The sequence below is a fragment of the Pseudomonas syringae pv. tomato str. DC3000 genome (assembly GCF_000007805.1).
GTDB classification, from domain to species: Bacteria; Pseudomonadota; Gammaproteobacteria; order Pseudomonadales; family Pseudomonadaceae; genus Aquipseudomonas; species Aquipseudomonas avellanae.
The window spans coordinates 432,316-453,908 of record NC_004578.1; the positions used below are offsets into that span (position 1 = coordinate 432,316).

General features: G+C 59.1%; 17 protein-coding genes. 8 read left to right on the plus strand and 9 right to left on the minus strand.

Features of this window, described 5'->3' with window-relative positions:
• Nucleotides 1–63: 63 nt before the first annotated feature.
• Entirely contained in the window at nt 64–483 is a 420-nt protein-coding gene (locus tag PSPTO_RS02055; RefSeq protein ID WP_005763565.1) for a DUF3010 family protein, read from the minus strand.
• A gap of 55 nt (nt 484–538) precedes the next feature.
• Nucleotides 539–949, minus strand: coding sequence for a lysozyme inhibitor LprI family protein (locus tag PSPTO_RS02060; RefSeq protein WP_005763567.1), 411 nt, complete (start codon nt 947–949; stop codon nt 539–541).
• A 228-nt stretch (nt 950–1,177) separates the two neighbouring features.
• On the opposite strand from PSPTO_RS02060, the gene PSPTO_RS02065 reads away from it, so the two are divergent.
• The 6 genes from PSPTO_RS02065 to PSPTO_RS02090 all read left to right on the plus strand — a co-directional run bounded on the left by PSPTO_RS02065 (nt 1,178) and on the right by PSPTO_RS02090 (nt 8,936).
• Nucleotides 1,178–2,155, plus strand: coding sequence for a dipeptidase (locus tag PSPTO_RS02065; protein ID WP_003382379.1), 978 nt, complete (start codon nt 1,178–1,180; stop codon nt 2,153–2,155).
• A gap of 83 nt (nt 2,156–2,238) precedes the next feature.
• Nucleotides 2,239–2,769, plus strand: coding sequence for a DUF5943 domain-containing protein (locus PSPTO_RS02070; RefSeq protein ID WP_011103127.1), 531 nt, complete (start codon nt 2,239–2,241; stop codon nt 2,767–2,769).
• A gap of 15 nt (nt 2,770–2,784) precedes the next feature.
• Entirely contained in the window at nt 2,785–4,845 is a 2,061-nt protein-coding gene (dgcA, locus tag PSPTO_RS02075; protein ID WP_011103128.1) for a dimethylglycine demethylation protein DgcA, read from the plus strand.
• Between the two features lie 122 nt (nt 4,846–4,967).
• Nucleotides 4,968–6,929, plus strand: a complete 1,962-nt coding sequence (dgcB, locus tag PSPTO_RS02080; RefSeq protein ID WP_046463891.1) for a dimethylglycine demethylation protein DgcB — start codon at nt 4,968–4,970, stop codon at nt 6,927–6,929.
• Entirely contained in the window at nt 6,929–8,149 is a 1,221-nt protein-coding gene (locus tag PSPTO_RS02085; protein ID WP_046463890.1) for an electron transfer flavoprotein subunit alpha/FixB family protein, read from the plus strand. The genes dgcB and PSPTO_RS02085 overlap by 1 nt, the downstream gene beginning before the upstream one ends.
• Nucleotides 8,139–8,936, plus strand: coding sequence for an electron transfer flavoprotein subunit beta (locus PSPTO_RS02090; RefSeq protein WP_011103131.1), 798 nt, complete (start codon nt 8,139–8,141; stop codon nt 8,934–8,936). Before PSPTO_RS02085 ends, PSPTO_RS02090 begins: the two co-directional genes overlap by 11 nt.
• Nucleotides 8,937–9,543: 607 nt before the next feature.
• Here PSPTO_RS02090 and PSPTO_RS02095 read toward each other — a convergent pair.
• Nucleotides 9,544–11,340, minus strand: a complete 1,797-nt coding sequence (locus PSPTO_RS02095) for a fibronectin type III domain-containing protein (protein ID WP_011103132.1) — start codon at nt 11,338–11,340, stop codon at nt 9,544–9,546.
• Nucleotides 11,341–11,542: 202 nt separating this feature from the next.
• Nucleotides 11,543–12,841 carry a glycine-betaine demethylase subunit GbcA gene (gbcA, locus tag PSPTO_RS02100; RefSeq protein WP_007244552.1) on the minus strand — a complete coding sequence of 433 codons (1,299 nt, stop codon included), beginning with the start codon at nt 12,839–12,841 and terminating at the stop codon, nt 11,543–11,545.
• A gap of 297 nt (nt 12,842–13,138) precedes the next feature.
• Between gbcA and gbcB the strand changes: the two genes are divergently transcribed.
• A complete protein-coding gene (gbcB, locus tag PSPTO_RS02105; protein ID WP_005763583.1) occupies nt 13,139–14,239 on the plus strand; it encodes a glycine-betaine demethylase subunit GbcB in 1,101 nt (366 codons plus the stop codon).
• A gap of 128 nt (nt 14,240–14,367) precedes the next feature.
• Here gbcB and PSPTO_RS02115 read toward each other — a convergent pair whose 3' ends face one another.
• Nucleotides 14,368–14,634 (minus strand): hypothetical protein, encoded by a 267-nt coding sequence (locus PSPTO_RS02115; protein WP_005737430.1) that lies wholly within the window; start codon nt 14,632–14,634, stop codon nt 14,368–14,370.
• 128 nt (nt 14,635–14,762) lie between these two features.
• The gene (locus PSPTO_RS02120; RefSeq protein WP_005763587.1) at nt 14,763–14,993 is read right to left on the minus strand and encodes a DUF6124 family protein; all 231 of its coding nucleotides are present in this window, start codon (nt 14,991–14,993) and stop codon (nt 14,763–14,765) included.
• A gap of 377 nt (nt 14,994–15,370) precedes the next feature.
• Between PSPTO_RS02120 and PSPTO_RS02125 the strand changes: the two genes are divergently transcribed.
• Complete coding sequence (locus PSPTO_RS02125; RefSeq protein ID WP_005763589.1) at nt 15,371–16,207, plus strand: 23S rRNA (adenine(2030)-N(6))-methyltransferase RlmJ; 837 nt, start codon at nt 15,371–15,373, stop codon at nt 16,205–16,207.
• Between the two features lie 229 nt (nt 16,208–16,436).
• On the opposite strand, the gene msrA is transcribed toward PSPTO_RS02125, so the two are convergent.
• From msrA to mdtD, 3 genes are all read right to left on the minus strand, one after another.
• Nucleotides 16,437–17,084: a peptide-methionine (S)-S-oxide reductase MsrA gene (msrA, locus tag PSPTO_RS02130; protein ID WP_005763591.1), complete on the minus strand. Its 648-nt coding sequence runs from the start codon at nt 17,082–17,084 to the stop codon at nt 16,437–16,439.
• A 150-nt stretch (nt 17,085–17,234) separates the two neighbouring features.
• On the minus strand, nt 17,235–19,928 hold the full coding sequence (locus PSPTO_RS02135) for a sensor domain-containing phosphodiesterase (protein ID WP_007244549.1): 2,694 nt from the start codon (nt 19,926–19,928) through the stop codon (nt 17,235–17,237).
• Nucleotides 19,929–20,176: 248 nt separating this feature from the next.
• Nucleotides 20,177–21,589 (minus strand): multidrug transporter subunit MdtD, encoded by a 1,413-nt coding sequence (gene mdtD / locus PSPTO_RS02140; RefSeq protein ID WP_005763597.1) that lies wholly within the window; start codon nt 21,587–21,589, stop codon nt 20,177–20,179.
• Nucleotides 21,590–21,593: the final 4 nt, after the last annotated feature.

The following is a 21,593-nucleotide window of genomic DNA, read 5'->3' on the forward strand; positions in this document are numbered from 1 at the left end:
CGGTTATCTTGCGACGCTCCACGTCGTATGCCGTTCTGGACGCTCTGCGTCCGGTCTTCGCAACTAAACGCTTTTCATCAACCCCGCACACGCCGCCTTGTACGCCTCGTGCTGATACTTGTTCAGGGTGTCGGGCAAGGCGAAGTTGTGTTTCTTGTTCTGCGCATTGATGGTCTGCGGCGAGATCAACAGGACTTCGCAATCGGACATCAGTTGAAAAATGGTTTCGATCTTGAACGTGGTCGGGCCGCCGGCGAATTCGCCTTTCTTGCTGCGTTTTTTGATCACCACATGGCTGACGCCGTTTTCGCGCACGAAGCCTGCGAGCTGTGAGGCGAAGACTTTGACGTTGGCGGCCTCGTCGTCGTCTTCCAGCGCAAGCTTTTTGGTGGCGAGTGGCAAATGCCCTATATCACCGCCTTGGCGGGTGGCGAGGGCGAAAATGGCTTCGCTGCCTTTGATTTCTACACCGCAAATAATCATGAGAAAACCTGATGAGCTGGTTCATATAAAGAAACAGGTTATCTCATCGTAGCCGTTATTCCTGCGCAATCGACTCCAGGTATTCCGAACGCTCATCGCTCATGCGCGCAATACAGTCGTTTTCACTGATGGTGAACGCCTTGCTGCCGGCGGCAGAAGGGAACACATCGACCGCGCAATCGGCATCACGCAGCTTTTCCCACGCCTGCTGAGCCGTCTTGAGTTTGCTCGTAAAGTCGTTGTACTGCGTCTTGTTGGCGACGAACTGCGACTGAACACGCTTGAGCAGGTTGTTGAAATTTTCCTTAAGCAATTCTTCTGCGGTCGTGCGGCTGTAAACCGAGCATTCCAGGGTCTGCTTGTCGTCGTCGACACCGTCACAAGGCGAAGCGTCCGGGTTCTGAGCAGCCTGCACGCCTGTTACAGCCGTCGCCATCAGGGCCAAGGTCAGCAAAAACGTTTTCATCGAGTCGCTCCGATCCATTGATACGCTGGATTCTGTCTCAAGCGCGAGACAATGAACAGGTTTACGACATCGCAGGACGATACGCCGTCACCCTTTGTCGCATCTTGACGCTTTCGGCAAACCCCCTGTCGTTTTTGCACCCGGCTCACCTGATCCTCCGGCATATGCTGGCCTCATTAGCGCCGACAGCCGATTCGGCGCGCCGCAAGCAAAAAAGGGGACAGCCTGATGAGCCCAGCCGAACTGCACGCCGACAGCATCGTTATTGACGGGCTGATCATCGCCAAGTGGAACCGCGAGCTGTTTGAAGACATGCGCAAGGGCGGCCTGACCATGGCCAACTGCACCGTATCGGTATGGGAAGGCTTTCAAGCCACTATCAACAGCATCTGTACCAGCCAGAAACTGATGCGCGAGAACAGCGACCTGGTCATGCCGGTGCACACCACCGCCGACATCCGCAAGGCCAAGGAGCTGGGCAAGACCGGCATCCTCTTCGGCTTCCAGAATGCGCATGCCTACGAAGACCAGATCGGCTACGTCGAGATCTTCAAGCAGCTCGGCGTCGGCATCGTGCAGATGTGCTACAACACGCAGAACCTGGTCGGCACCGGGTGTTACGAACGCGACGGTGGCCTGTCGGGTTTCGGCCGCGAAATCGTCGCTGAAATGAACCGCGTCGGGGTGATGTGCGACCTGTCCCACGTAGGGTCGAAAACCTCTGAAGAAGTCATTCTCGAATCGAAGAAACCAGTCTGTTATTCCCACTGCCTGCCTTCCGGCCTCAAAGAGCACCCGCGCAACAAATCCGACGCTGAACTGAAGTTTATTGCCGACCACGGCGGCTTTGTCGGCGTGACCATGTTCGCGCCGTTTCTGGCCAAGGGCATCGAGTCGACCATCGACGATTACGCCGAAGCCATCGAATACGTGATGAACATCGTGGGCGAGGATGCCATCGGTATCGGCACCGATTTCACCCAGGGCCACGGTCAGGACTTTTTTGAATACCTGACCCATGACAAGGGCTACGCCCGCCGCCTGACCAGCTTCGGCAAGATCATCAACCCGCTGGGCATCCGCACCGTGGGCGAGTTCCCCAACCTCACTGAAACCCTGCTCAGGCGCGGTCACCCCGAGCGCGTGGTGCGCAAGATCATGGGCGAGAACTGGGTAAACGTGCTGGCGGACGTCTGGGGCGAGTAACCCGCCAGCCAAACCTTATCGAATTGAACCCCCATGGCCCTGATGGCGGTGGGTGTAGCCCCTCTTATCTGGAGTTTGACCCCATGGCTAAAATCGCCCCGCAACTGCCCATCGAAGTCGACAGCGAAACCGGTGTCTGGACCTCCGATGCGTTACCGATGCTCTACGTGCCACGGCACTTTTTCGTCAACAACCACATAGGCATCGAAGAAGTACTGGGCGCCGACGCCTACGCCGACATTCTCTACAAGGCCGGCTACAAATCTGCCTGGCACTGGTGTGAAAAAGAGGCCGAATGCCATGGTCTGCAGGGTGTTGCGGTGTTCGAGCACTACATGAAACGCCTGTCGCAACGCGGCTGGGGGCTGTTCAGGATTCAGGACATCGATATCGAGAAAGGCACCGCCAGCGTCAAGCTTGAGCATTCATGCTTTGTGTACGTCTACGGCAAGGTCGGGCGCAAGGTCGATTACATGTTCACCGGCTGGTTCGCCGGTGCGATGGACCAGATACTCGCCGCCAGTGGCAGCTCGATCCGGACCGTTGCCGAGCAGATTTACGGTGGCTCCGAAGAAGGTCACGACGACGGACTGTTTGTCGTCAAGCCGCTGTAAATCGAGGATCGCGTTATGGCTTTCGAAGCGATGTTCCAGCCGATCCAGATCGGCAAACTGACAATCCGCAACCGTGTGCTCAGCACCGCGCACGCCGAGGTGTACGCCACCGACGGCGGCATGACCACTGACCGTTACGTGAAGTATTACGAAGAGAAAGCCAAGGGCGGTATTGGCCTGGCGATCTGCGGCGGCTCGTCGAGCGTGGCCATTGACAGCCCGCAAGGCTGGTGGAAGTCGGTCAATCTGGCGACCGACAGAATTATCCCGCATTTTCAGAACCTCGCCGACGCCATGCACAAGCACGGCGCGAAGATCATGATCCAGATTACCCACATGGGCCGACGCTCGCGCTGGGATGGTGATCACTGGCCGACCCTGATGTCGCCATCGGGCATCCGCGAGCCGGTGCACCGGGCGACCTGCAAGACCATCGAACCGGAAGAAATCTGGCGCGTGATCGGCAATTACGCCAGCGCAGCGGCTCGCGCCAAGGCTGGTGGGCTGGACGGCGTCGAATTGTCTGCCGTGCATCAGCACATGATCGACCAGTTCTGGAGCCCGCGCGTCAACAAGCGCACCGATGAATGGGGCGGCAGTTTTGAGAACCGCATGCGCTTCGGCCTGGAAGTCATCAAGGCGGTGCGCAAGGAAGTCGGCCCTGATTTCTGCGTGGGCCTGCGCATCTGCGGCGATGAATTTCACCCTGATGGCCTGAGCCACGAGGACATGAAACAGATCGCCAAGTATTACGACGACACTGGCCTGATCGATTTCCTCGGCGTGGTGGGCTCGGGCTGCGACACCCACAACACTCTGGCCAACGTCATCCCGAACATGAGTTACCCACCGGAACCGTTCCTGCATCTGGCGGCCGGTATCAAGGAAGTGGTGAAAGCGCCGGTGCTGCACGCGCAGAACATCAAGGACCCAAACCAGGCCACGCGCATTCTGGAAGGTGGCTACGTCGACATGGTCGGCATGACCCGCGCGCACATCGCCGACCCGCACCTGATCGCCAAGATCAAGATGGGTCAGATCGACCAGATCAAACAATGCGTGGGCGCCAACTACTGCATCGACCGTCAGTATCAAGGGCTGGATGTGCTGTGCATCCAGAACGCCGCTACGTCCCGCGAATACATGGGCGTGCCGCATATCATCGAAAAATCCGCCGGGCCGAAACGCAAGGTCGTGGTGGTCGGGGCTGGCCCTGCCGGCATGGAAGCTGCGCGGGTTTCTGCCGAGCGCGGCCATGACGTGACCCTGTTCGAGAAAAAGGCGTTTATCGGCGGGCAGATCACCACCGCATCGAAAGCACCGCAGCGCGACCAGATTGCCGGCATCACGCGCTGGTTCCAGCTTGAGCTGGCGCGCCTGAAAGTCGATCTGCGCCTTGGCACAGCCGCCGATGCGGCGACCATCCTCGACCTGCGCCCGGACATCGTGGTGCTGGCAGTGGGCGGTCATCCGTTTCTGGAACAGAACGAACACTGGGGCGCGGCAGAAGGGCTGGTGGTCAGCAGTTGGGACGTACTGGACGGCAAGGTCGCGCCAGGCAAGAACGTGCTGGTCTACGACACCATCTGCGAGTTCACCGGCATGTCGGTGGCTGACTTCCTGGCCGATAAGGGCTGCCAGGTCGAGATCGTCACCGATGACATCAAGCCGGGTGTGGCGATCGGCGGTACGTCGTTCCCGACCTACTACCGCAGCATGTACCCCAAGGAAGTGATCATGACCGGCGACATGATGCTGGAAAAGGTCTATCGCGAGGGCGACAAGCTGGTCGCGGTGCTGGAAAACGAATACACCGGGGCCAAGGAAGAGCGGGTGGTCGATCAGGTGGTGGTGGAAAACGGTGTGCGCCCGGACGAAGCGATTTACTACGCACTCAAGGAAGGCTCGCGCAACAAGGGCCAGATAGACATCGACGCACTGTTCGCCATTGAGCCGCAGCCTTCATTGAGCCAGCCGGGCGACGGTTATTTGCTGTTCCGCATCGGCGACTGCGTGGCGCAGCGCAATACCCATGCAGCGATCTACGACGGCTTGCGGCTGTGCAAGGATTTCTGACCGCAGCGGCAAGTTGTCAGCTGTAAGCTGCAAGTAAGAGCCTTTGCCCCGTGCTTTTTCTTGCAGCTTGAGGCTTGCAGCTTAAAGCCCGCACCTTAAAGCTCGCACCTGAGGTCAACGTGATGCTAGACACCCTTCTCCCCATCCTGCTGTTCAGCGCCCTGGCCCTCGCGGCGCTGGGTGCCTGGCGGCGGGTGAATATGTGGCGCATGGGCCGTGCTTCCAGAGTCGATCTGCTCGGCGGGCTGTTGGCCATGCCCAAGCGCTACATGGTCGATCTGCACCACGTGGTTGCCCGTGACAAATACATCGCCAACACGCATGTGGCGACGGCAGGCGGCGCGGTCGCCTCGGTTGTGCTGGCGATTCTGGTGCATGGTTTCGGTCTGCATAACCGTGTGCTGGGCTACGCGCTATTGCTGATGACCGCAGTGATGTTCGTCGGCGCAGTGTTTGTCTATCGCCGTCGCCTCAACCCGCCTGCGCGTTTGTCCAAAGGACCGTGGATGCGCCTGCCGAAAAGCCTGATGGCGTTTTCCGCGAGCTTCTTTCTGGTCACGTTGCCGGTGGCCGGTATTCTTCCCGAACACTTCGGTGGCTGGGTGCTGGTCGCCATTCTCGGGTTGGGTGTGTTGTGGGGCGTGAGCGAGCTGTTCTTCGGCATGACCTGGGGCGGCCCGATGAAGCACGCTTTCGCCGGGGCCTTGCACCTGGCCTGGCATCGCCGTGCCGAGCGTTTTGGCGGTGGACGTTCCACCGGGTTGAAACCGCTTGATCTGAATGATCGGACTGCACCGCTGGGTGTCGAGAAGCCCGCAGACTTCACCTGGAACCAGTTGCTGGGTTTCGACGCCTGCGTGCAGTGCGGCAAATGTGAAGCAGCGTGCCCGGCGTTCGCGGCGGGTCAGCCGCTGAACCCCAAGAAGCTGATCCAGGACATGGTCGTCGGCCTTGCCGGCGGCACCGACGCAAAATTTGCCGGCAGCCCGTACCCATCGCTTGATGGCAAAGGCAAGCCACTGGGCGAGCATGGCGGCAACCCGCATCAGCCCATCGTCAACGGTCTGGTGGATGCCGAGACGCTGTGGTCCTGCACCACCTGCCGCGCGTGTGTCGAAGAGTGCCCGATGATGATCGAGCACGTTGATGCCATCGTCGACATGCGCCGCTACCTGACCCTGGAAAAAGGCGCAACGCCGAACAAAGGCGCGCAAGTGCTGGATAACCTGATCGCCACCGACAACCCCGGCGGCTTCGCACCGGGCGGACGAATGAACTGGGCCGCCGACCTGAACCTTGATCTGCTCAGCGTGAGGAAGACAGTAGACGTGCTGTTCTGGGTTGGCGATGGCGCGTTTGACATGCGCAATCAACGCACGCTGCGTGCGTTCGTCAAAGTCCTCAAGGCGGCCAGGGTGGATTTCGCCGTGCTGGGCCTTGAAGAGCGCGACAGCGGTGACGTGGCTCGGCGTCTGGGCGATGAGGCGACTTTTCAGACGCTCGCCCGCCGCAACATTCAGACCCTGGCCCAGTACCACTTCAAACGCATCGTGACCTGCGACCCGCACAGCTTTCATGTGCTGAAAAACGAATACGGCGCATTGGGCGGTGACTATCAGGTGCAGCATCACAGCACCTTCATGGCCGAACTGGTACAGCGCGGCACCCTGAATCTGAGCCAGCACAAAGGCGCCAGCGTCACCTATCACGACCCGTGTTACCTGGGCCGCTACAACGGCGAATACGAAGCACCGCGTGAAGTGCTGCGCGCGCTGGGTATCGAAGTCAGGGAGATGCAGCGCTCCGGCTTTCGTTCTCGCTGCTGCGGTGGTGGGGGCGGCGCACCGATTACGGACATCCCCGGCAAACAGCGGATTCCCGACATGCGTATGGACGACATTCGTCAAACCGCTGCCGAGGTGGTGGCGGTGGGTTGTCCACAATGCACGGCCATGCTTGAAGGTGTGGTTGAACCGCGCCCGCTGATCAAGGATATCGCCGAGCTGGTGGCTGATGCGCTGGTTGAAGAAGTTATCCCCAGCCCGTCTGTTGCCGCCAAACGTGAACCCGCGGAGGTGCACTGATGAGCGACATTATCCGCCGCGATCCTCGTGCTCAATGGATCGCTCGTAATCGACTGCACCCGCTGCACGCGGCCATGCAGCCCGCACAAAGCAGCTGGATGGGTCCCAACGGCTTGATGCGCAAGAACGTGCATGGCCTGGGGTTTATCGGCCCCAATGGCATCAAGCGCATCGACCGTAGCGGCGCGCAGCAGGGCGGGACGAGCAAGCGTTCGGTGGTGTCCGACGTCCAGTTGCCGCTGCATGTGATCGCTACGCCAGCGTTCTATATCAACGTTGTTCCCGACATGGTCGGCGGTCGTTTGAGCAGCCATGATCGCGACGTGCTGGGCCTGGCGCGTCAATTGGCGGGGGCCGAAGGCGCGGTGCTGGCGGTGGTGTTCGGCGAGCATAAAGAGACGGCGTTCGACAGTGCAGGTGTGGACCGCCTGTTGTTGCTCGACGGTAACGAGTCCGATGGCTACTCCCCTGAACAGCGCGTGCAGGGTTTGCGCGCTGTGGATAACCAGTTTGGCCCGCAACGCTGGGTATTTCCTGACAGCCGCACTGGCGGTGGTGAACTGGGGCGGCGCTTTGCGGCCAGCCTTGGCGAACGTCCTGCAACGCGGGTCTGGCAGGTCAAGGGCGAGCACTGCACAAGCCGCGCCGGGGCAGGGCGCGAAGACCTTGTGCGTCCCTTGGCGCGTTTGATGCTGGCCGACGTCGAGTGTGCCGAGCCGGTCAGTGAAACCCGTCACGAAGCATTGCCTGTCGAGTTATCCACAGGCGCTGCACGCAGCTTGTCGCGCATTGAAGACCTAGGCGCAGTGGCGGTTGACCCGGCAGTTATCCCCATGGCCGAAGCGGAGTTCATTCTGTCTGGCGGTAATGGCGTCAAGGACTGGGATCTTTTCCACCGCGCCGCGCTGGTCCTTGGCGCAACCGAGGGGGCTTCGCGGGTGGCGGTGGACGATGGTTTTATGGGGCGCGAGCGTCAAGTGGGCGCCAGCGGCACTTGGGTCACCGCGCGGGTTTACCTCGCTGTCGGCATCTCCGGGGCGATTCAGCATCTGCAAGGTATTGGTGCCTGCGACAAGGTCATTGCGATCAATCTGGATGCGGGCTGCGACATGATCAAACGCGCTGATTTGTCGGTCATTGGTGATGGTGGCGAAATCCTCACCGCCTTGGTCGCAGCAGTCCAAGCCTGGCGTAACGGGGAGAAGCGTGATGCGGCCTGACGTGCCTGTGGATAAACATGACGTACAGATCATCAGCCTGGTTTCCGTAGGCGCGCACCCGACATCAGGCCGTGCGCGGCGCGCCGAACAGGATGCGCGGGCAGTGGAACTTGGCTTGCAACTGGTTGGGGATAACTTGCAGGTGCTGCACGCCGGCAATCCTGCAGAGCCAGCATTGCGCGCCTATCTGGGCATGGGCTTGAGCGAACTGCATGTGCTTGAGCAGCCAGACGGTGCTGACGCGCTGGCCGCGCTGACCGATTACATACGCGACTCTGGCGCACAGATGGTGCTGGCTGGCAGCCAGGCGGAAACCGGCGAAGGCTCGGGCATGCTGCCGTTTCTGCTGGCCGAGGGGCTCGGCTGGCCGCTGGTGACGGGGCTTGCTGAGGTCGAGTCGCTGAGTAACGGCACCGCACTGGTTTTGCAGGCATTGCCACGTGGTCAGCGTCGTCGTCTCAAGGTTCGTTTGCCGTTTCTCGCCACTGTGGATAACGCAGCGCCTGCGCCTCGGCAAAGTGCTTATGGGCCTGCGCAGCGCGGAATTCTGGATGTGGACAAGATTGAAACGGTGATTGACGACTTATTCACAGCTCAATCACTGCAGCCTGCCAAGCCGCGCCCCAAGCGTCTTAAGGTGATCAAGGCCAAGAGTGGCGCGGACCGTATGAAAGCGGCTACTGCCAAGGCCAGCGGGGGTTCGGGACAGGTCTTGAAGGGCCTGTCACCCGAACAAAGCGCGGCGGCGATACTGAAGTTGTTGATTGACGAAGGCGTTGTCAGGTGAGGTGATCGAGTTACACACATTCTCTGTGTGTGCGCCTGTGGATAACGTGTTGGCCGGTTACCAAACGTCACGGATAACGTGGCCTGTAGGGTGGTGATCAAAAAATGAGCAGCTTGCCTTCGACGGTAGTGATCTTGAATGTGGATAAAAAAACGTCTCGGAAACGAGTTTGCGTATTTGCCCACAATCTCTGTTGGTGTGCCTGTGGGTAAGTTGTTCATGGTTGTCTGCACGCCTTTAAATGCTTGATCTCTAGAGGTTTGTGCAAAAAATGATCAAAGTTTGAGCCAGTGTTGATGGTTTCTTTCGCAGGAGGCGTAGGTGGACTTGCCTCAAGTTTTCCACAGGGCACAATTCCGCCGACCCAAGTTATTCCCAAAGTCTGTTGGTGCATCTGTGGATAAATTGTTGGCGTCTGGCTGTAGCCTTTGAAGTACGGGCTTTGCAGTGAGTTGGTTGAAAAATAACCAGCTCATCTGCACCCGCTCATGTGGGTGAGTTGTTTCCTTACCCCTGTGAGTACGCTTTATTACCGGGAAGGCTTAGCTGCTCCCCGGTAACGCCGTTTAAGCTGCTAGTGTTTAGAGCCCGTTGACCGCCCGAGCAACTACCACAAGGACGCAGAGCCAGGTAGCTCCGGGGACCATTCCGGGATTGACTTATGGGACTGAAGGCATCTGTAGCTAATGCCCTGATGAGTCACCTCGTTGCCTGCCTGATACTGCACGCCTGGCGCCCACACCGTAACATTACCGCCGCTGTCGAGCTCAGTCGTGACGGTCAGAGATTCGCTTCCAGCGGAAACAGCGTCATCTTTGTCCTGCGCGCTGATCTCGTAAACATAATCAGTTTCAGGCGTAAGTCCAGCGTCGGTGTAGGTGGTTTGTGGCGCGGTGACTGTAATAAGGCGCATCCGATTTCGGTAAACAATATACTGCTTGATGCGATGTGGCCCTGAGGGAGCTGTCCACTCAAGGGACACGCTGTAAGCAGTGATATCCGTTGCTTTAAGATCAGTGGGTGCTGATGGCGGTTGATCGTGATCCATGTACACAGTCAGCACTGTGGACAGGTCCGATGTATTCCCCTCAATGTCAGTCGCGCTGATCTGATAATCGTAGACAGCGCCAGGTGAAACATCTGTATCGACAAACGGTGGCGCCGTTGGGTCGCCTACAGGCGTGCCGTTTTTGAACAAATTATAGACTCGGATCGGGTGTGCACCTTCCGAAAGCCTCCATATCAGCGTTACCGAATCCTTGGTCTGCCATGACAATGTCAGGTCAGCAGGCGCTGGAGGTTTATCCGGCACAGGTGTTTCGCCGCCGGTGAGGTAGCCGTAGCGGTTCACGAACTCCCAATTGTAGTCCTTGCCGGTCTTGTCCTTGCCCGCATCCCAGTTGACAGACCAGGTCATCAGCCCGCGGATGGGGTTGCCAGCATCTTTCAGTTCTTGCAGTGCGTCTTTGACGTCCTGTGGGTTAATGACGTAACCGGTAGCGGCGGCGTCATTGTTGGTCGGTAGACCAATGGCCAGTCTGTCGGCCGGAATTTTAGTGAAGCCACGCGTACCGTGGATCAAACTGTCGGTCAGATAGTAAAGAAACGCTTTCTTGTGGGCGTCGTTGTTTTGAGTGACCCACAGGTTCAGCTCTTCGACCCATATGCCATCGCCGCCCTGGTTGTAATACTGCGGCGCGATAAAGTCATAGATGTCTTCCAGTGCATTGATATAAGCGAGGTAGGCACCGCCGCTTCTAAACGATTCGAGGAACGTCACAAACTCCTTGAGGATAGGGAAGTAGGTGGTGATCTCTTTCAAGGCAGGAAGTTTCTTGCTGGCTCTCAGGTAAGGAAACTCCGGGGCCATGCTGATAATGAAGTGCTTGCCTTCCGTTTCGTAGTGTTCGCGCACCATCCTCAGCGCCGCTGGCAATACCGTACGGTTATCAGCAAACGTGATAGCGGCCTGCTCAAGGTCGATGTCCAGCCCGTCAAAGCCGTAGACTTCAACCAGGCGAATAATTTCATAGGCCAGTGGTTCTTCCTGGCCCGCGTGCAGCTCAATGTGCGCATCAGCGCCGCCAAGAGAAATCAGCACCGCACGGCCTTGTGCATTCAGTGCTGCCACTTGGGCGCGAAACGCCTCGTCACTGAGGTTATAAGGCTTGAAGGTGGGAATGCCGGCGCCTTTCATGAAAGCCACTGCCACGACGTTATACGCTTCGGGTATATCGGTCAGTTGCATCTCCTTGAACAAGCCCTGCTGGTAGCCCTGGCCGGGTTCGGAAGGCCAGTTGTGCCAGAAGCCCATGAGAATATTTTTGCCTCTTATATCCGGCATGTCAGAGGCTGCGTCGACTTTCTTGTTTTTATATTGATTGATGATTTTTGGGTTGAGCATGGTTCGTGTCTCCGTCCGTTGGATTGACTTCAACTGGAGTTGATCACGAAAGGATTTTTCACGTAACTGTCAGAAATGACGGTATCGATGGAGCAATTTTTTTGCAGGGGAGCGGGAAAGTCGTCAGTCGAGGATCATGCGAGCAGGCTCACCTCGCAGGAGAGTGAGCCGTACCTGGTATTGCCAAAGGCGTGGGAGCCCGCTACTCGTGATTCACCGCCACCCCTTTCAGATAAGGCGCGGGCTCTGCGCCGAGGTTTTCCAGCATACGTGCGCTGTACCAGTCGATGAAATTGACCACGCCGAACTCATAGGTTTTCGAGTACGGGCCGGGCTGATAGGCAGTGGAGTTGATGCCGCGCTGGTTTTCTTCGGCCAGACGGCGGTCCTGGTCGTTGGTGGCGTCCCAGACCTGACGCATACGCGCCACGTCGTAGTCCACACCCTCTACCGCATCCTTGTGGACAATCCATTTGGTGGAGACCATGGTTTCCTGTGCACTGATCGGCCACACCGTGAACACGATGATGTGATCGCCCATGCAGTGGTTCCAGGAGTGTGGCAGGTGCAGGATGCGCATCGAGCCCAGCTCCGGGTTCTGGATGCGGCCCATCAGTTTTTTACAGCCGACCTTTCCGTCCATGGTCATCGAGACGGTGCCCTTGAGCAGCGGCATGCGCACGATGCGGTTACGCAGGCCGAAACTGGCGTGGGCGTAAGGGATTTTCTCGGCGTCCCACGCGGCGGCGGACGCGGCGACATGATCCTTGAAGGCCTGGTCGGCACGCGGGTCGGTGACGTCGTCCCATTCCAGCAGGGTCTTGAGCAATTCAGGGTGCGCGCCACCGCAGTGATAGCACTCGCGGTTGTTCTCCAGCACCAGCTTCCAGTTGGCCTTCTCCATCAAGGTGGTTTGCACCGCCACCTTGGTGTTTTCCATGTCGTAGGGTTCCATGTAGTGCTTGAGTGTCGCCAGGAACTCATCGATGGCAGGCGGATTCTCCGCCAGGCTGATAAAGATGTAACCGCCTGCGGTCTTGACGTGCACCGGCTTGAGGCCGAACTGCTTCATGTCGAAGTCGTCGCCCATTTCAGTACCGGCGTAAAGAAGGCGGCCGTCCAGTTCGTAGGTCCACTGGTGATAATGACAGACCAGTTTGGCGACCTTGCCTTTCTCGGCCGTGCACAGGCGCGAGCCGCGATGGCGGCACACATTATGGAACGCGTTGACTGCACCGTCCGGGCCACGCACTACGAGGATCGGGTTCTTGCCGATCTGCAGGGTCAGGAAGTTGCCCTTGGTCGGGATCTCGCAGGTCATTCCGGCGATCAGCCATTCTTTATGAAAGATTTCCTGCATGTCGATTTCAAACAGCCGGTCATCACTGTAAAAAGGCTGCGGCAGCGAGTACGTGCGCTCGCGATTCTGCAGCATCTCGGCAGTGGCCTTGCGTGCAGGTTCCAGCGGATCGCCCAGGCTCAAGGTTGCGGTGACGTCCATCGTTAAAATCCCTCATGACCGCGTCATGGGCGGCCTGCGAATGTGGCTGATACGGTTGTGGTCAAGACGATAGATCAGTCGTTCACGCTTATGACCCTTGATGGCGAGTGTGGAGCCGGGCGCAGAGCTGACCTTATCCATGGGCGACATGGCCCAATCTGTTCCCGACGCGACAACCCTTGTTCTTCGGGGCTGGTCGCGGTAAGTACGTGAATGTCGTTGATGGATAAACGGTCGCTTCGCGCGTTACGCAGAATCGGCACATGAGAGGCCGACAGTCGGCCGTGGAGATCAAGTATGTCCCAAAGTTTCCTCAGCCCGGTTACCACCCAGACATGGGCCAACGGGCGTCACCTGGTTCGGGTCGTCAAGGTGATCCAGGAAACCTGGGATGTTCGCACCTTTTGCTTCATGGCCGACCAGCCGATCATGTTCTTTTTCAAGCCCGGGCAGTTCGTGACCCTGGAGCTTGAGATCGACGGCGTGCCGATCATGCGCTCGTACACCATCTCCAGCTCGCCGTCGGTGCCCTACAGTTTCTCGATTACCGTCAAGCGCGTGCCAGGCGGCAAGGTCTCCAATTACCTGCATGACACGCTGAGTGAAGGGCAGGAGCTGGCGGTGCATGGCCCGGTCGGGCTGTTCAATGCCATCGACTTCCCGAACCCGAAAATCCTGTACCTCAGTGGCGGTGTCGGTATCACGCCGGTGATGTCCATGGCGCGCTGGTTCTACGACACCAACGCCAATGTCGACATGGTCTTCGTGCACAGCGCGCGCTCGCCCAAGGACATCATCTACCACCGCGAGCTGGAGCACATGGCCTCGCGGATCGACAACTTCAGCCTGCATCTGGTCTGTGAAAAGCACGGGCTGGGCGAGCCGTGGGCCGGTTATCGCGGCTACCTGAACCAGAAAATGCTCGAGCTCATGGCCCCGGATTTCATGGACCGCGAAGTGTTCTGTTGCGGGCCGACGCCGTACATGACCGCGGTCAAGCGCCTGTTGCAGGAAAACGGCTTCAACATGGCCCAATACCATGAGGAGTCGTTCGGCGCGACACCGCCCGAAGCCCGCGCCGATGCGGTCGAACAGGCTGAAATCGCTGCCGACGCACCTGATGTCGACGCCGCTGACCTGCATCAGGTCGAGTTTACCGACACCGGCAAGAGCATCCGCGTGGCCCCGGGCGAAACCGTCCACGCCGCCGCCGCCAAGCTCGGCCTGATGATCCCCAAAGCCTGCGGTATGGGTATTTGCGGCACGTGCAAGGTCATGAAGCTGAGCGGCGAAGTGGAAATGGAACACAACGGCGGCATCACCGACGAAGACGTTGCAGAGGGCTACATCCTGTCGTGCTGCAGCGTGCCGAAGGGCGATGTGCGGATCGAGTATTGAGACCGGACGTGGAGCGTCGCACGACAGTGGGGGGTATCGTTGCGCACGCTCTGGCGTGGGAATGCAGTGCGTGACGCTCTGCGTCACAGATCTGCGCTAAAACGCCTAGTCAGGATCTGGCTGGGGCTTCATGACCCCTTCTGACCCTGCCGGTAAATCGCCAGCGCGGGCAGCAGTTGCTGGTCGATGGCCTGGCGGACGGCGGGGAGGAGCGTGGCGCTGCCGCTCAGTAGCTGTTCTACCAAACGTCGCAGGGCGGTAGCGCGTTCGGCGTTCAGGCCGCAGACGGCGTGGGCGCAGGCCTGTTCGGCTGTGGCGCCGCCGGGCGTTTCGAACCCCAGGGCCCTGAGTTGGCCGAGCAGGTCTTCCTGGTCAATCAAGTCTGCGTGCATCATGGCGTCTGTTCCTTTGATCGGGCTTTTTTCCGATTCTGGGAGGGCCGCCTGCCAAGGGCAAGTGCTGTGCGTCGCGCATGGCAGGATTGACTACAGGTACGTCGTTTTCAGTTCAGCTCAGGTCGTGGTCATTGGGTTTGCAGGTTTTCTATCGTGTTGTCGACCATGACTTTTGCCATTTCCACCAGGTGCATGATCGTCAGCGTCATGTCTCGCTGCGCGCCGGTCATGCCGTCGCTGAATTCGTAGGCACTGGTGGCGGCGCAGCGCAGCAGGTCACTGGCATACATCAGTGCGTCTTCATGGCTGATGGTGGGGTTGGCGCGGTAAGGGGGTGGATCGGGGACGAGTTTGAGCATGTGATGTATCTCCTGGAGTTTTAAAAGACCATTACCGTCGGCTACCAGGCGAGGGTGGTGGTCATGCGCAGGTAGTAGCCCGGTCCAGGAACCCCGGTGCATCCGAAGATGCCCCGCGCACGACCACCATAAAAGTGCAGGCCGTTGAAAGCACCTTGCACGAAGTGGCGCGATGCGCCTGGATAACGAGGGCTACTAATCCTCATCGCTGAATATGCAGCGACGGGCGCAGAGTAGTCATCGAAATCGGCAGGCACAATAGGCCGGGAGCTTCTCGGAAATTTCCTTCAAGTGATACAGACAAATCCCGCAAATTCGTTACAAATTCTTGTTCGTTGCTCAGGTTTGCTAAACTGCGCAGCTTGCCAGGAGCTGCCATGAATTACCGTCACGCCTACCATGCCGGCAACCACGCCGACGTGTTCAAACACCTCACCCTGACTCGCTTGATCGCCCTGATGGCGCGCAAGGAGCAGCCGTTTGCCTACCTCGACACCCACGCCGGGCTCGGGCTTTACGACCTCAAGGGCGATCAGGCTACCCGCACCGGGGAATGGCTTGAGGGCATTGGCCGCCTGTGGAATATCCCAGACCTGCCAGCGCTGGCGGCTGATTATCTGCAAGTGCTGCACGACATGAACCCCGATGGCGAACTGCGCTATTACCCCGGCTCGCCTGAACTGGCCCGTCGATTGACCCGCGAGCGCGAGCGTGTGCTGCTCAATGAGAAGCACCCCGAAGACGGACGTCTGCTCAAGGAAAACATGAAGGGCGACCGGCGTGTGGCGGTGCATCTGGGTGAAGGCTGGCATGTGCCGCGTGCCTTGCTGCCGGTTGCTGAAAAGCGCGCTGTCATGCTCATCGACCCGCCCTTCGAGCAGCTCGATGAAATGAAGCGTTGCGCGGTGGCGCTCAAGGAAACCATCGGGCGTATGCGTCAGACGGTGGCAGCGATCTGGTACCCGATCAAGGACCCGCGCCTGTTGCGGCGTTTTTATCAGGACCTGGCCGAGACCGGCGCACCCAAGCTGCTGCGCGTCGAACTCTACGTCCACCCGCTGGACACCCCGGCAAGCCTGAACGGCTCCGGTCTGGCCATCGCCAACCCGCCGTGGGGGCTTGAAGAAGAATTGCGCGAGTTGATGCCGTATCTGGCCGAAAAGCTGGGCCAGACCCAGGGCGGCTGGAAGATGGACTGGTTGATTGCCGAGTAGGCGTGCCTGCATCCAGAACTGCATGCCCACGCAGAGCGCTCAGCGTGACACACAGGTCCTGACAGGCTTTAGAAGACGGTGTAGAGCGGACCGGGCGACGCTTCGCTTGTCCGCGAAGAGGGTCGTACATCCGCAAAAAAACTGTCGCCCCCACCATCGCCTTCGCGGACAAGTCCGCTCCCACACAAGCGCTCCTACGCTCTCCGGACAGAAGCCCGAGGGGAATGCCTCAAGCCGGCAGACAAACCCCGGTGCCGCCCAGGCCGCAGTAGCCCTGCGGGTTTTTGGCCAGATATTGCTGGTGGTAGGTCTCGGCGAAGTAGACCGTCGGGGCTTCTTCGATTTCAGTGGTGATACCGCCCAGACCGGCTTTGCTCAATTCGGCCTGAAACGCGTCGGCGCTGGCTTTGGCGGCTGCGAGTTGCTCAGGGGTTGTGCAGTAAATCACCGAGCGATACTGAGTGCCGATGTCATTGCCCTGACGCATGCCCTGGGTCGGATTGTGCGCTTCCCAGAACACTTTCAGCAGCGAGTCATAGCTGATTTTCTCAGGCTCGTAGACCACCAGCACCACTTCTGTGTGACCCGTCAGGCCCGAGCAGACTTCCTCATACGTCGGGTTCGGCGTAAACCCGCCCGCATAACCTGCAACGGTGCTTACCACACCTTCCTGTTGCCACAGGCGGCGTTCTGCGCCCCAGAAGCAACCCAGACCGAAGATGGCGAATTCCACGTTGCTGGTGAACGGCCCCAGCAGCGGGTTGCCGTTGACGAAGTGAGTTTCCGGGAGCGTCATCGGTGTTTCACGACCCGGCAGTGCTTGTTCAGCGGTAGGCAGTACGTTTTTGTTCACTAGAATTTCCGAGCGCAAAGTCATGAACCATATCCTCTCGTGTGGAGACGGGCAGCGGGGGCCAGGACGGATGATCAATACAAATACATAAGTCCCGTTACACGCAGAAACAAGTGCTGCCGTGTAATAACAGACTTACAGTGTGCCCGAGAGGGCGGGGTGCAGGGAAGGTTGTCAGGCAGACGGGCGACGAGGGTAACGCGTCAGTTTTTCGATCAGCTCTTCGCCGGGGATGGGCCTGTCGAACAGGTAACCCTGGCCGACATCGCAACGATGGCGACGTAAAAACGCCAGTTGGGCTGCGGTTTCAATGCCTTCGGCGACCACTTTGAGCTTGAGGTTGTGAGCCATGGCGATTACCGCCGAGGTGATTTCCATGTCGTCTTCATCGTCCGGAATGTCGCGGATGAAGCTGCGATCGATCTTGATCACATCGATGGGGAATTTCTTCAGGTAGCTGAACGATGAGTAACCGGTGCCGAAGTCATCCATCGCCAGCGACAGGCCGAGCTTCTTCAGCGAGTCGAGTTGCTGGCGAGTATCTTCTGTGGCTTCCAGCAGCAGACCTTCGGTCAGCTCAAGTTCCAGCAGCGACGGGTCGAGCTGTTCCTCTTTGAGGATGGCGGCAATCGAGGACACCAGTTCCGGGTCGGAAAACTGCTTGGGCGATACGTTGATCGCTACTTGCAGGTTACCGAAGCCTGCAGCGGTCAGGTCCTTGCTCATGCGGCAGGACTGCCGGGCGACCCATTTGCCGATCGGAATGATCAGCCCGGTTTCTTCAGCCACGCTGATGAACTGGTCCGGACGGATCATGCCTTTTTCAGGATGATTCCAGCGCAGCAGCGCTTCCATACCCAGCAATCGGCCTGTCAACAGGCACAGCTTGGGCTGATAAAACACTTCCAGCTCATTCTGGGTCAGCGCGCGGCGCAGGTTGTTCTCGACGAACAGCTTGTAGCTGGCCTCGGCATTCAGCGCTTCGGTGAACACCTGAACCTGATGTTTGCCGTTGGCCTTGGCCTTGTGCAGGGCCAGCCCGGCGTTTTTCATCAGGGTTTGCGGGTCACGACCGTGCAATGGCGCGCAGGCCAGGCCCACGGAGCCTGTCACACTGATCAACTGGTTATCTACGAACATCGGCTTGTCCAGCGTCGCCAGCACCTGGCTGGCGGTGGCCTGCCCGGCTTCCTGACCGGTGTTGTCCAGTAGCACCGCGAATTCGTTACTGGCAAAGCGCGCCAGCACGTCGGTCGGGCTCAGTGTGTTGCGCAGGCGGCGTGCGAGGCTGATCAGCAACTTGTCGCCGGTCTGGTGGCCGAGGCTGTCGTTGATGCGCTTGAAGTTGTCGATGTCGACCAGCAACAGGCTCATCGGCGTGTCGGTGTCACGGGCAAAGCGTTCGTCCAGATTGCGGATGAAGGCCGGGCGGTTGCCCAGATTGGTCAGGTTGTCGGTGTACGCCAGGCGCTCGATACGCTGCTGGGCAAGCTTGCTTTGAGTGATGTCTTCATAAATGCCGATGTAGTGCGTCAGCTCGCGGTTGTCGCCGTATACCTTGGAAATCGACAACTGACCCCAGTAGGGTTCGAGATTCTTGCGGCGGCTCTTGAATTCGCCCTGCCAGCTGTTACTGCTGGTCAGGCTGGAGTTGGCCTCGAGCAGCAACTGGTTGAGGTTTTCCAGCGCGGGCAGCTCCGACAGCTTGTTGCCGGAGACTTCCTCGGAGCTGTATTGAGTGATCGCCGTGAAGCTTGGGTTGACGTACTCGACCACGCCATTGCAATTGACCAGCAAAAAGGCGTTGGCGCTTTGTTCGACGGCGCGCTGGAACAGGTGCAACGCGTTGGTCGCGGCCCGGCGGTTATGGTTGTTGATGACCTGAGCGAACTGGTCGGCCAGCTCGCCAGCAAACGCGATTTCGTCGGACTGCCATTCACGCGTCGAGCCCGACTGCTCCAGGCAGAGCACACCAATGACTTGCCCGTCGATACGGATACTGGCGTCCAGGACCGCGCGCGTCTCTCCAGGTCTCAGGCTTATCGCCATTTCCCGGGTGCGCGGGTCTGTCTGGATATTGCTGGCGTCAATCGCCCTGCTGGTGTTCAGGGCTTGCAGATAAGTAGGGTAGGCGCTGATGTCAATCGCCGTACGGGTCTGGTAGTCGCCACTTTCCCGACGATAGTCGGTGATCGGCTCGAGACGCTTGTCGTTCAGGTTCCAGATGCTGGCGTGATCGACATCGTAGATGTCGCACGCGCTTCTGGTAATCAGCTCTGCCGCTTCCAGCAGGGTATTGGCCGTGGTGTAACGGTGGCGGGTCAGGCGCAGGATAAGGTCTTGCTGGGCGCGCACTCGTTCAAGGTGTGCAAACTGGTCACGCTGGGCACGCTGGTTGAGTTCCAGGGCAATCTGCAGCCGTGAGTTGCGGGTTTCCAGGTCAGAGTCAGTGACTGATTCGCCATCGGTGACAAGGTCTTCCACGATCATGAAATAACCGCGCAGCAAATGACGATTGTGTTGTTTGTAGGCTTCGCCGATTTCGAGCAGGCCAAGCGGGCCTTTAGGACTGTGCAGCGTATAGCGGATCAGGTAGTTCGGAGACGAGGCCAGTTGCAGTTGGATGTCATCGTGCAGTTGATAACGTGCTTGCGGCTCCATGAGGCTGGCGTAAGGGGATCCAATCAGGGCGCAAAGGTCAACAGCCGGCAGCCCGAGCTGTTTTTCACAGTTCGGGTCGAGAAACAACAGCGCCCAATTGGCTTCATTCAGCCGCTCGAAACGCAGCATGCCCAGGCGCGATGGCACCGGCAATTGCGTCACTACCTCGGCTGCGGATCTACCGGCAGCATCGGTTTGGCTTTTCATGAACAAACTCGCTTCCGGAATACTAGTCGCGACGGGGGTAAACCCACGTTCGCTTATGGCAAGGTTGCATCATGCGGCCCGTGCTTACAAGAGACCACAGTGGCTTAGTGCTATAAAAGTGTCGGCCGCAGGCGCAGGTTCTTCAATGTAACTGGTCGGATACTCGAAATTACCCGTTTTAAGCACAAAACCCCTGTTTTCAGGGGGTATCGGCCGTGCGGGTTCAAGCTTCTCGAGAGGGCGTGCGGTCAGGCCTTCGCCGCCTTTACCTCTTTGGGCGGCAATTGCAGGAAGATCCCGGCTGCGAACATGGCCAAGACTCCGACGCTCAGGAAGGTCAGCTGGAACGCACCCAGCACACTGCTGACCTCGCCGCTGGTCACCTCCTCACTGAAGCCGCCCAACAAGGCCGCAGCGCTGGCAACCCCAAGGCTCAGCGACAACTGTGCCACCACCGAGAGCAGGCTGTTGCCACTCGCGGCGCTGGCGTCGTCCAGGTCGATCAGGGTCACGGTGTTCATCGCCGTGAACTGCAAGGAATTCACCGCGCCGAGCAGCCCCAGGTGGATCAGCAGAATCCAGTACGGCGTCTGCCCGTCCACCAGCGCCAGGCTGGCCAACAGAATGCCGAGCAGCAATGTGTTGCTGGTCAGGATGACCCGATAACCCAAGTGTTCGATCAACCAGCGCGCCACGGTCTTGGCGAACATACCCGCCGCCGCCAGCGGCAACATGCTCATGCCGGCCTGCGAGGGCGAATACCCCAGCGCGACCTGCAGCAGCAAAGGCACCAGAAAGGGCAGGGCACCGCTGCCCAGCCGCGCGAACAGGTTGCCCATGATGCCCACCGCAAACGTGCGGGTGCGAAACAGCGAGGGTGCGAACAGCGGCGACTCGATGTGCCCGGCCCGCAGCCAGTAGGCCGCCAGGCAGCCCATCCCGGCAAACAGCAGCAGCACCACGCGCATGTGCGGCAGGTGCAGTTCGCCCAGGCCTTCCAGCGCAATGGTGATCAGCACCATCGCTGCGCCAAACAGAATGAAGCCGATTCCGTCGAAATGCGTTCGGCCACCGCCGGGCAGATCAGGGATGAAGTGCTTGACCGCGTAACAGCCCAAGAGCCCGACCGGAATGTTGATCAGGAAAATCCAGTGCCAGCTCAGGTATTCGACCATCCACCCGCCCAGCGTCGGACCCAATAAAGGGCCGAGCAAGCCGGGTATGGTGATGAAGCCCATGATCCGCACCAGCTCTGATCGCGGGTAGGCGCGCAGCACAATCAGCCGCCCGATAGGCACCATCAGTGCACCGCCGAGCCCTTGGATAATCCGCGCCGCGACCAGCATGGTCAGCGAGTTGGACAGCGCGCACAGCAGCGATCCGAAACTGAAGAGCAAAATGGCGCTGAAAAAGATGCGTTTGATCCCGAAGCGATCGGCAATCCAGCCCGAGGCCGGGATCAGCAGCGCGATCGTCAGCATGTAGGCGATGACCACCGACTGCATGCGCAGCGGATCTTCTGCCAGAGAGCGGGCCATGGACGGCAGGGCGGTATTGAGAATCGTGCCGTCCAGGCTTTGCATGAAGAACGCAATGGCGATGACCCAAGGCATCCAGCGCAGGGTCTTTTCGTCCATGATCGGCGCTGCTGAGTTCTGCATAGGC

Excerpts from the sequence above, each read along its gene's own strand:
- PSPTO_RS02055 (WP_005763565.1), bottom strand. The coding sequence starts at position 483 with ATGATTATTTGCGGTGTAGAAATCAAAGGCAGCGAAGCCATTTTCGCC.
- PSPTO_RS02060 (WP_005763567.1), bottom strand. The coding sequence starts at position 949 with ATGAAAACGTTTTTGCTGACCTTGGCCCTGATGGCGACGGCTGTAACA.
- PSPTO_RS02065 (WP_003382379.1), top strand. The coding sequence starts at position 1,178 with ATGAGCCCAGCCGAACTGCACGCCGACAGCATCGTTATTGACGGGCTG.
- PSPTO_RS02070 (WP_011103127.1), top strand. The coding sequence starts at position 2,239 with ATGGCTAAAATCGCCCCGCAACTGCCCATCGAAGTCGACAGCGAAACC.
- dgcA (WP_011103128.1), top strand. The coding sequence starts at position 2,785 with ATGGCTTTCGAAGCGATGTTCCAGCCGATCCAGATCGGCAAACTGACA.
- dgcB (WP_046463891.1), top strand. The coding sequence starts at position 4,968 with ATGCTAGACACCCTTCTCCCCATCCTGCTGTTCAGCGCCCTGGCCCTC.
- PSPTO_RS02085 (WP_046463890.1), top strand. The coding sequence starts at position 6,929 with ATGAGCGACATTATCCGCCGCGATCCTCGTGCTCAATGGATCGCTCGT.
- PSPTO_RS02090 (WP_011103131.1), top strand. The coding sequence starts at position 8,139 with ATGCGGCCTGACGTGCCTGTGGATAAACATGACGTACAGATCATCAGC.
- PSPTO_RS02095 (WP_011103132.1), bottom strand. The coding sequence starts at position 11,340 with ATGCTCAACCCAAAAATCATCAATCAATATAAAAACAAGAAAGTCGAC.
- gbcA (WP_007244552.1), bottom strand. The coding sequence starts at position 12,841 with ATGGACGTCACCGCAACCTTGAGCCTGGGCGATCCGCTGGAACCTGCA.
- gbcB (WP_005763583.1), top strand. The coding sequence starts at position 13,139 with ATGTCCCAAAGTTTCCTCAGCCCGGTTACCACCCAGACATGGGCCAAC.
- PSPTO_RS02115 (WP_005737430.1), bottom strand. The coding sequence starts at position 14,634 with ATGATGCACGCAGACTTGATTGACCAGGAAGACCTGCTCGGCCAACTC.
- PSPTO_RS02120 (WP_005763587.1), bottom strand. The coding sequence starts at position 14,993 with ATGCTCAAACTCGTCCCCGATCCACCCCCTTACCGCGCCAACCCCACC.
- PSPTO_RS02125 (WP_005763589.1), top strand. The coding sequence starts at position 15,371 with ATGAATTACCGTCACGCCTACCATGCCGGCAACCACGCCGACGTGTTC.
- msrA (WP_005763591.1), bottom strand. The coding sequence starts at position 17,084 with ATGACTTTGCGCTCGGAAATTCTAGTGAACAAAAACGTACTGCCTACC.
- PSPTO_RS02135 (WP_007244549.1), bottom strand. The coding sequence starts at position 19,928 with ATGAAAAGCCAAACCGATGCTGCCGGTAGATCCGCAGCCGAGGTAGTG.
- mdtD (WP_005763597.1), bottom strand. The coding sequence starts at position 21,589 with ATGCAGAACTCAGCAGCGCCGATCATGGACGAAAAGACCCTGCGCTGG.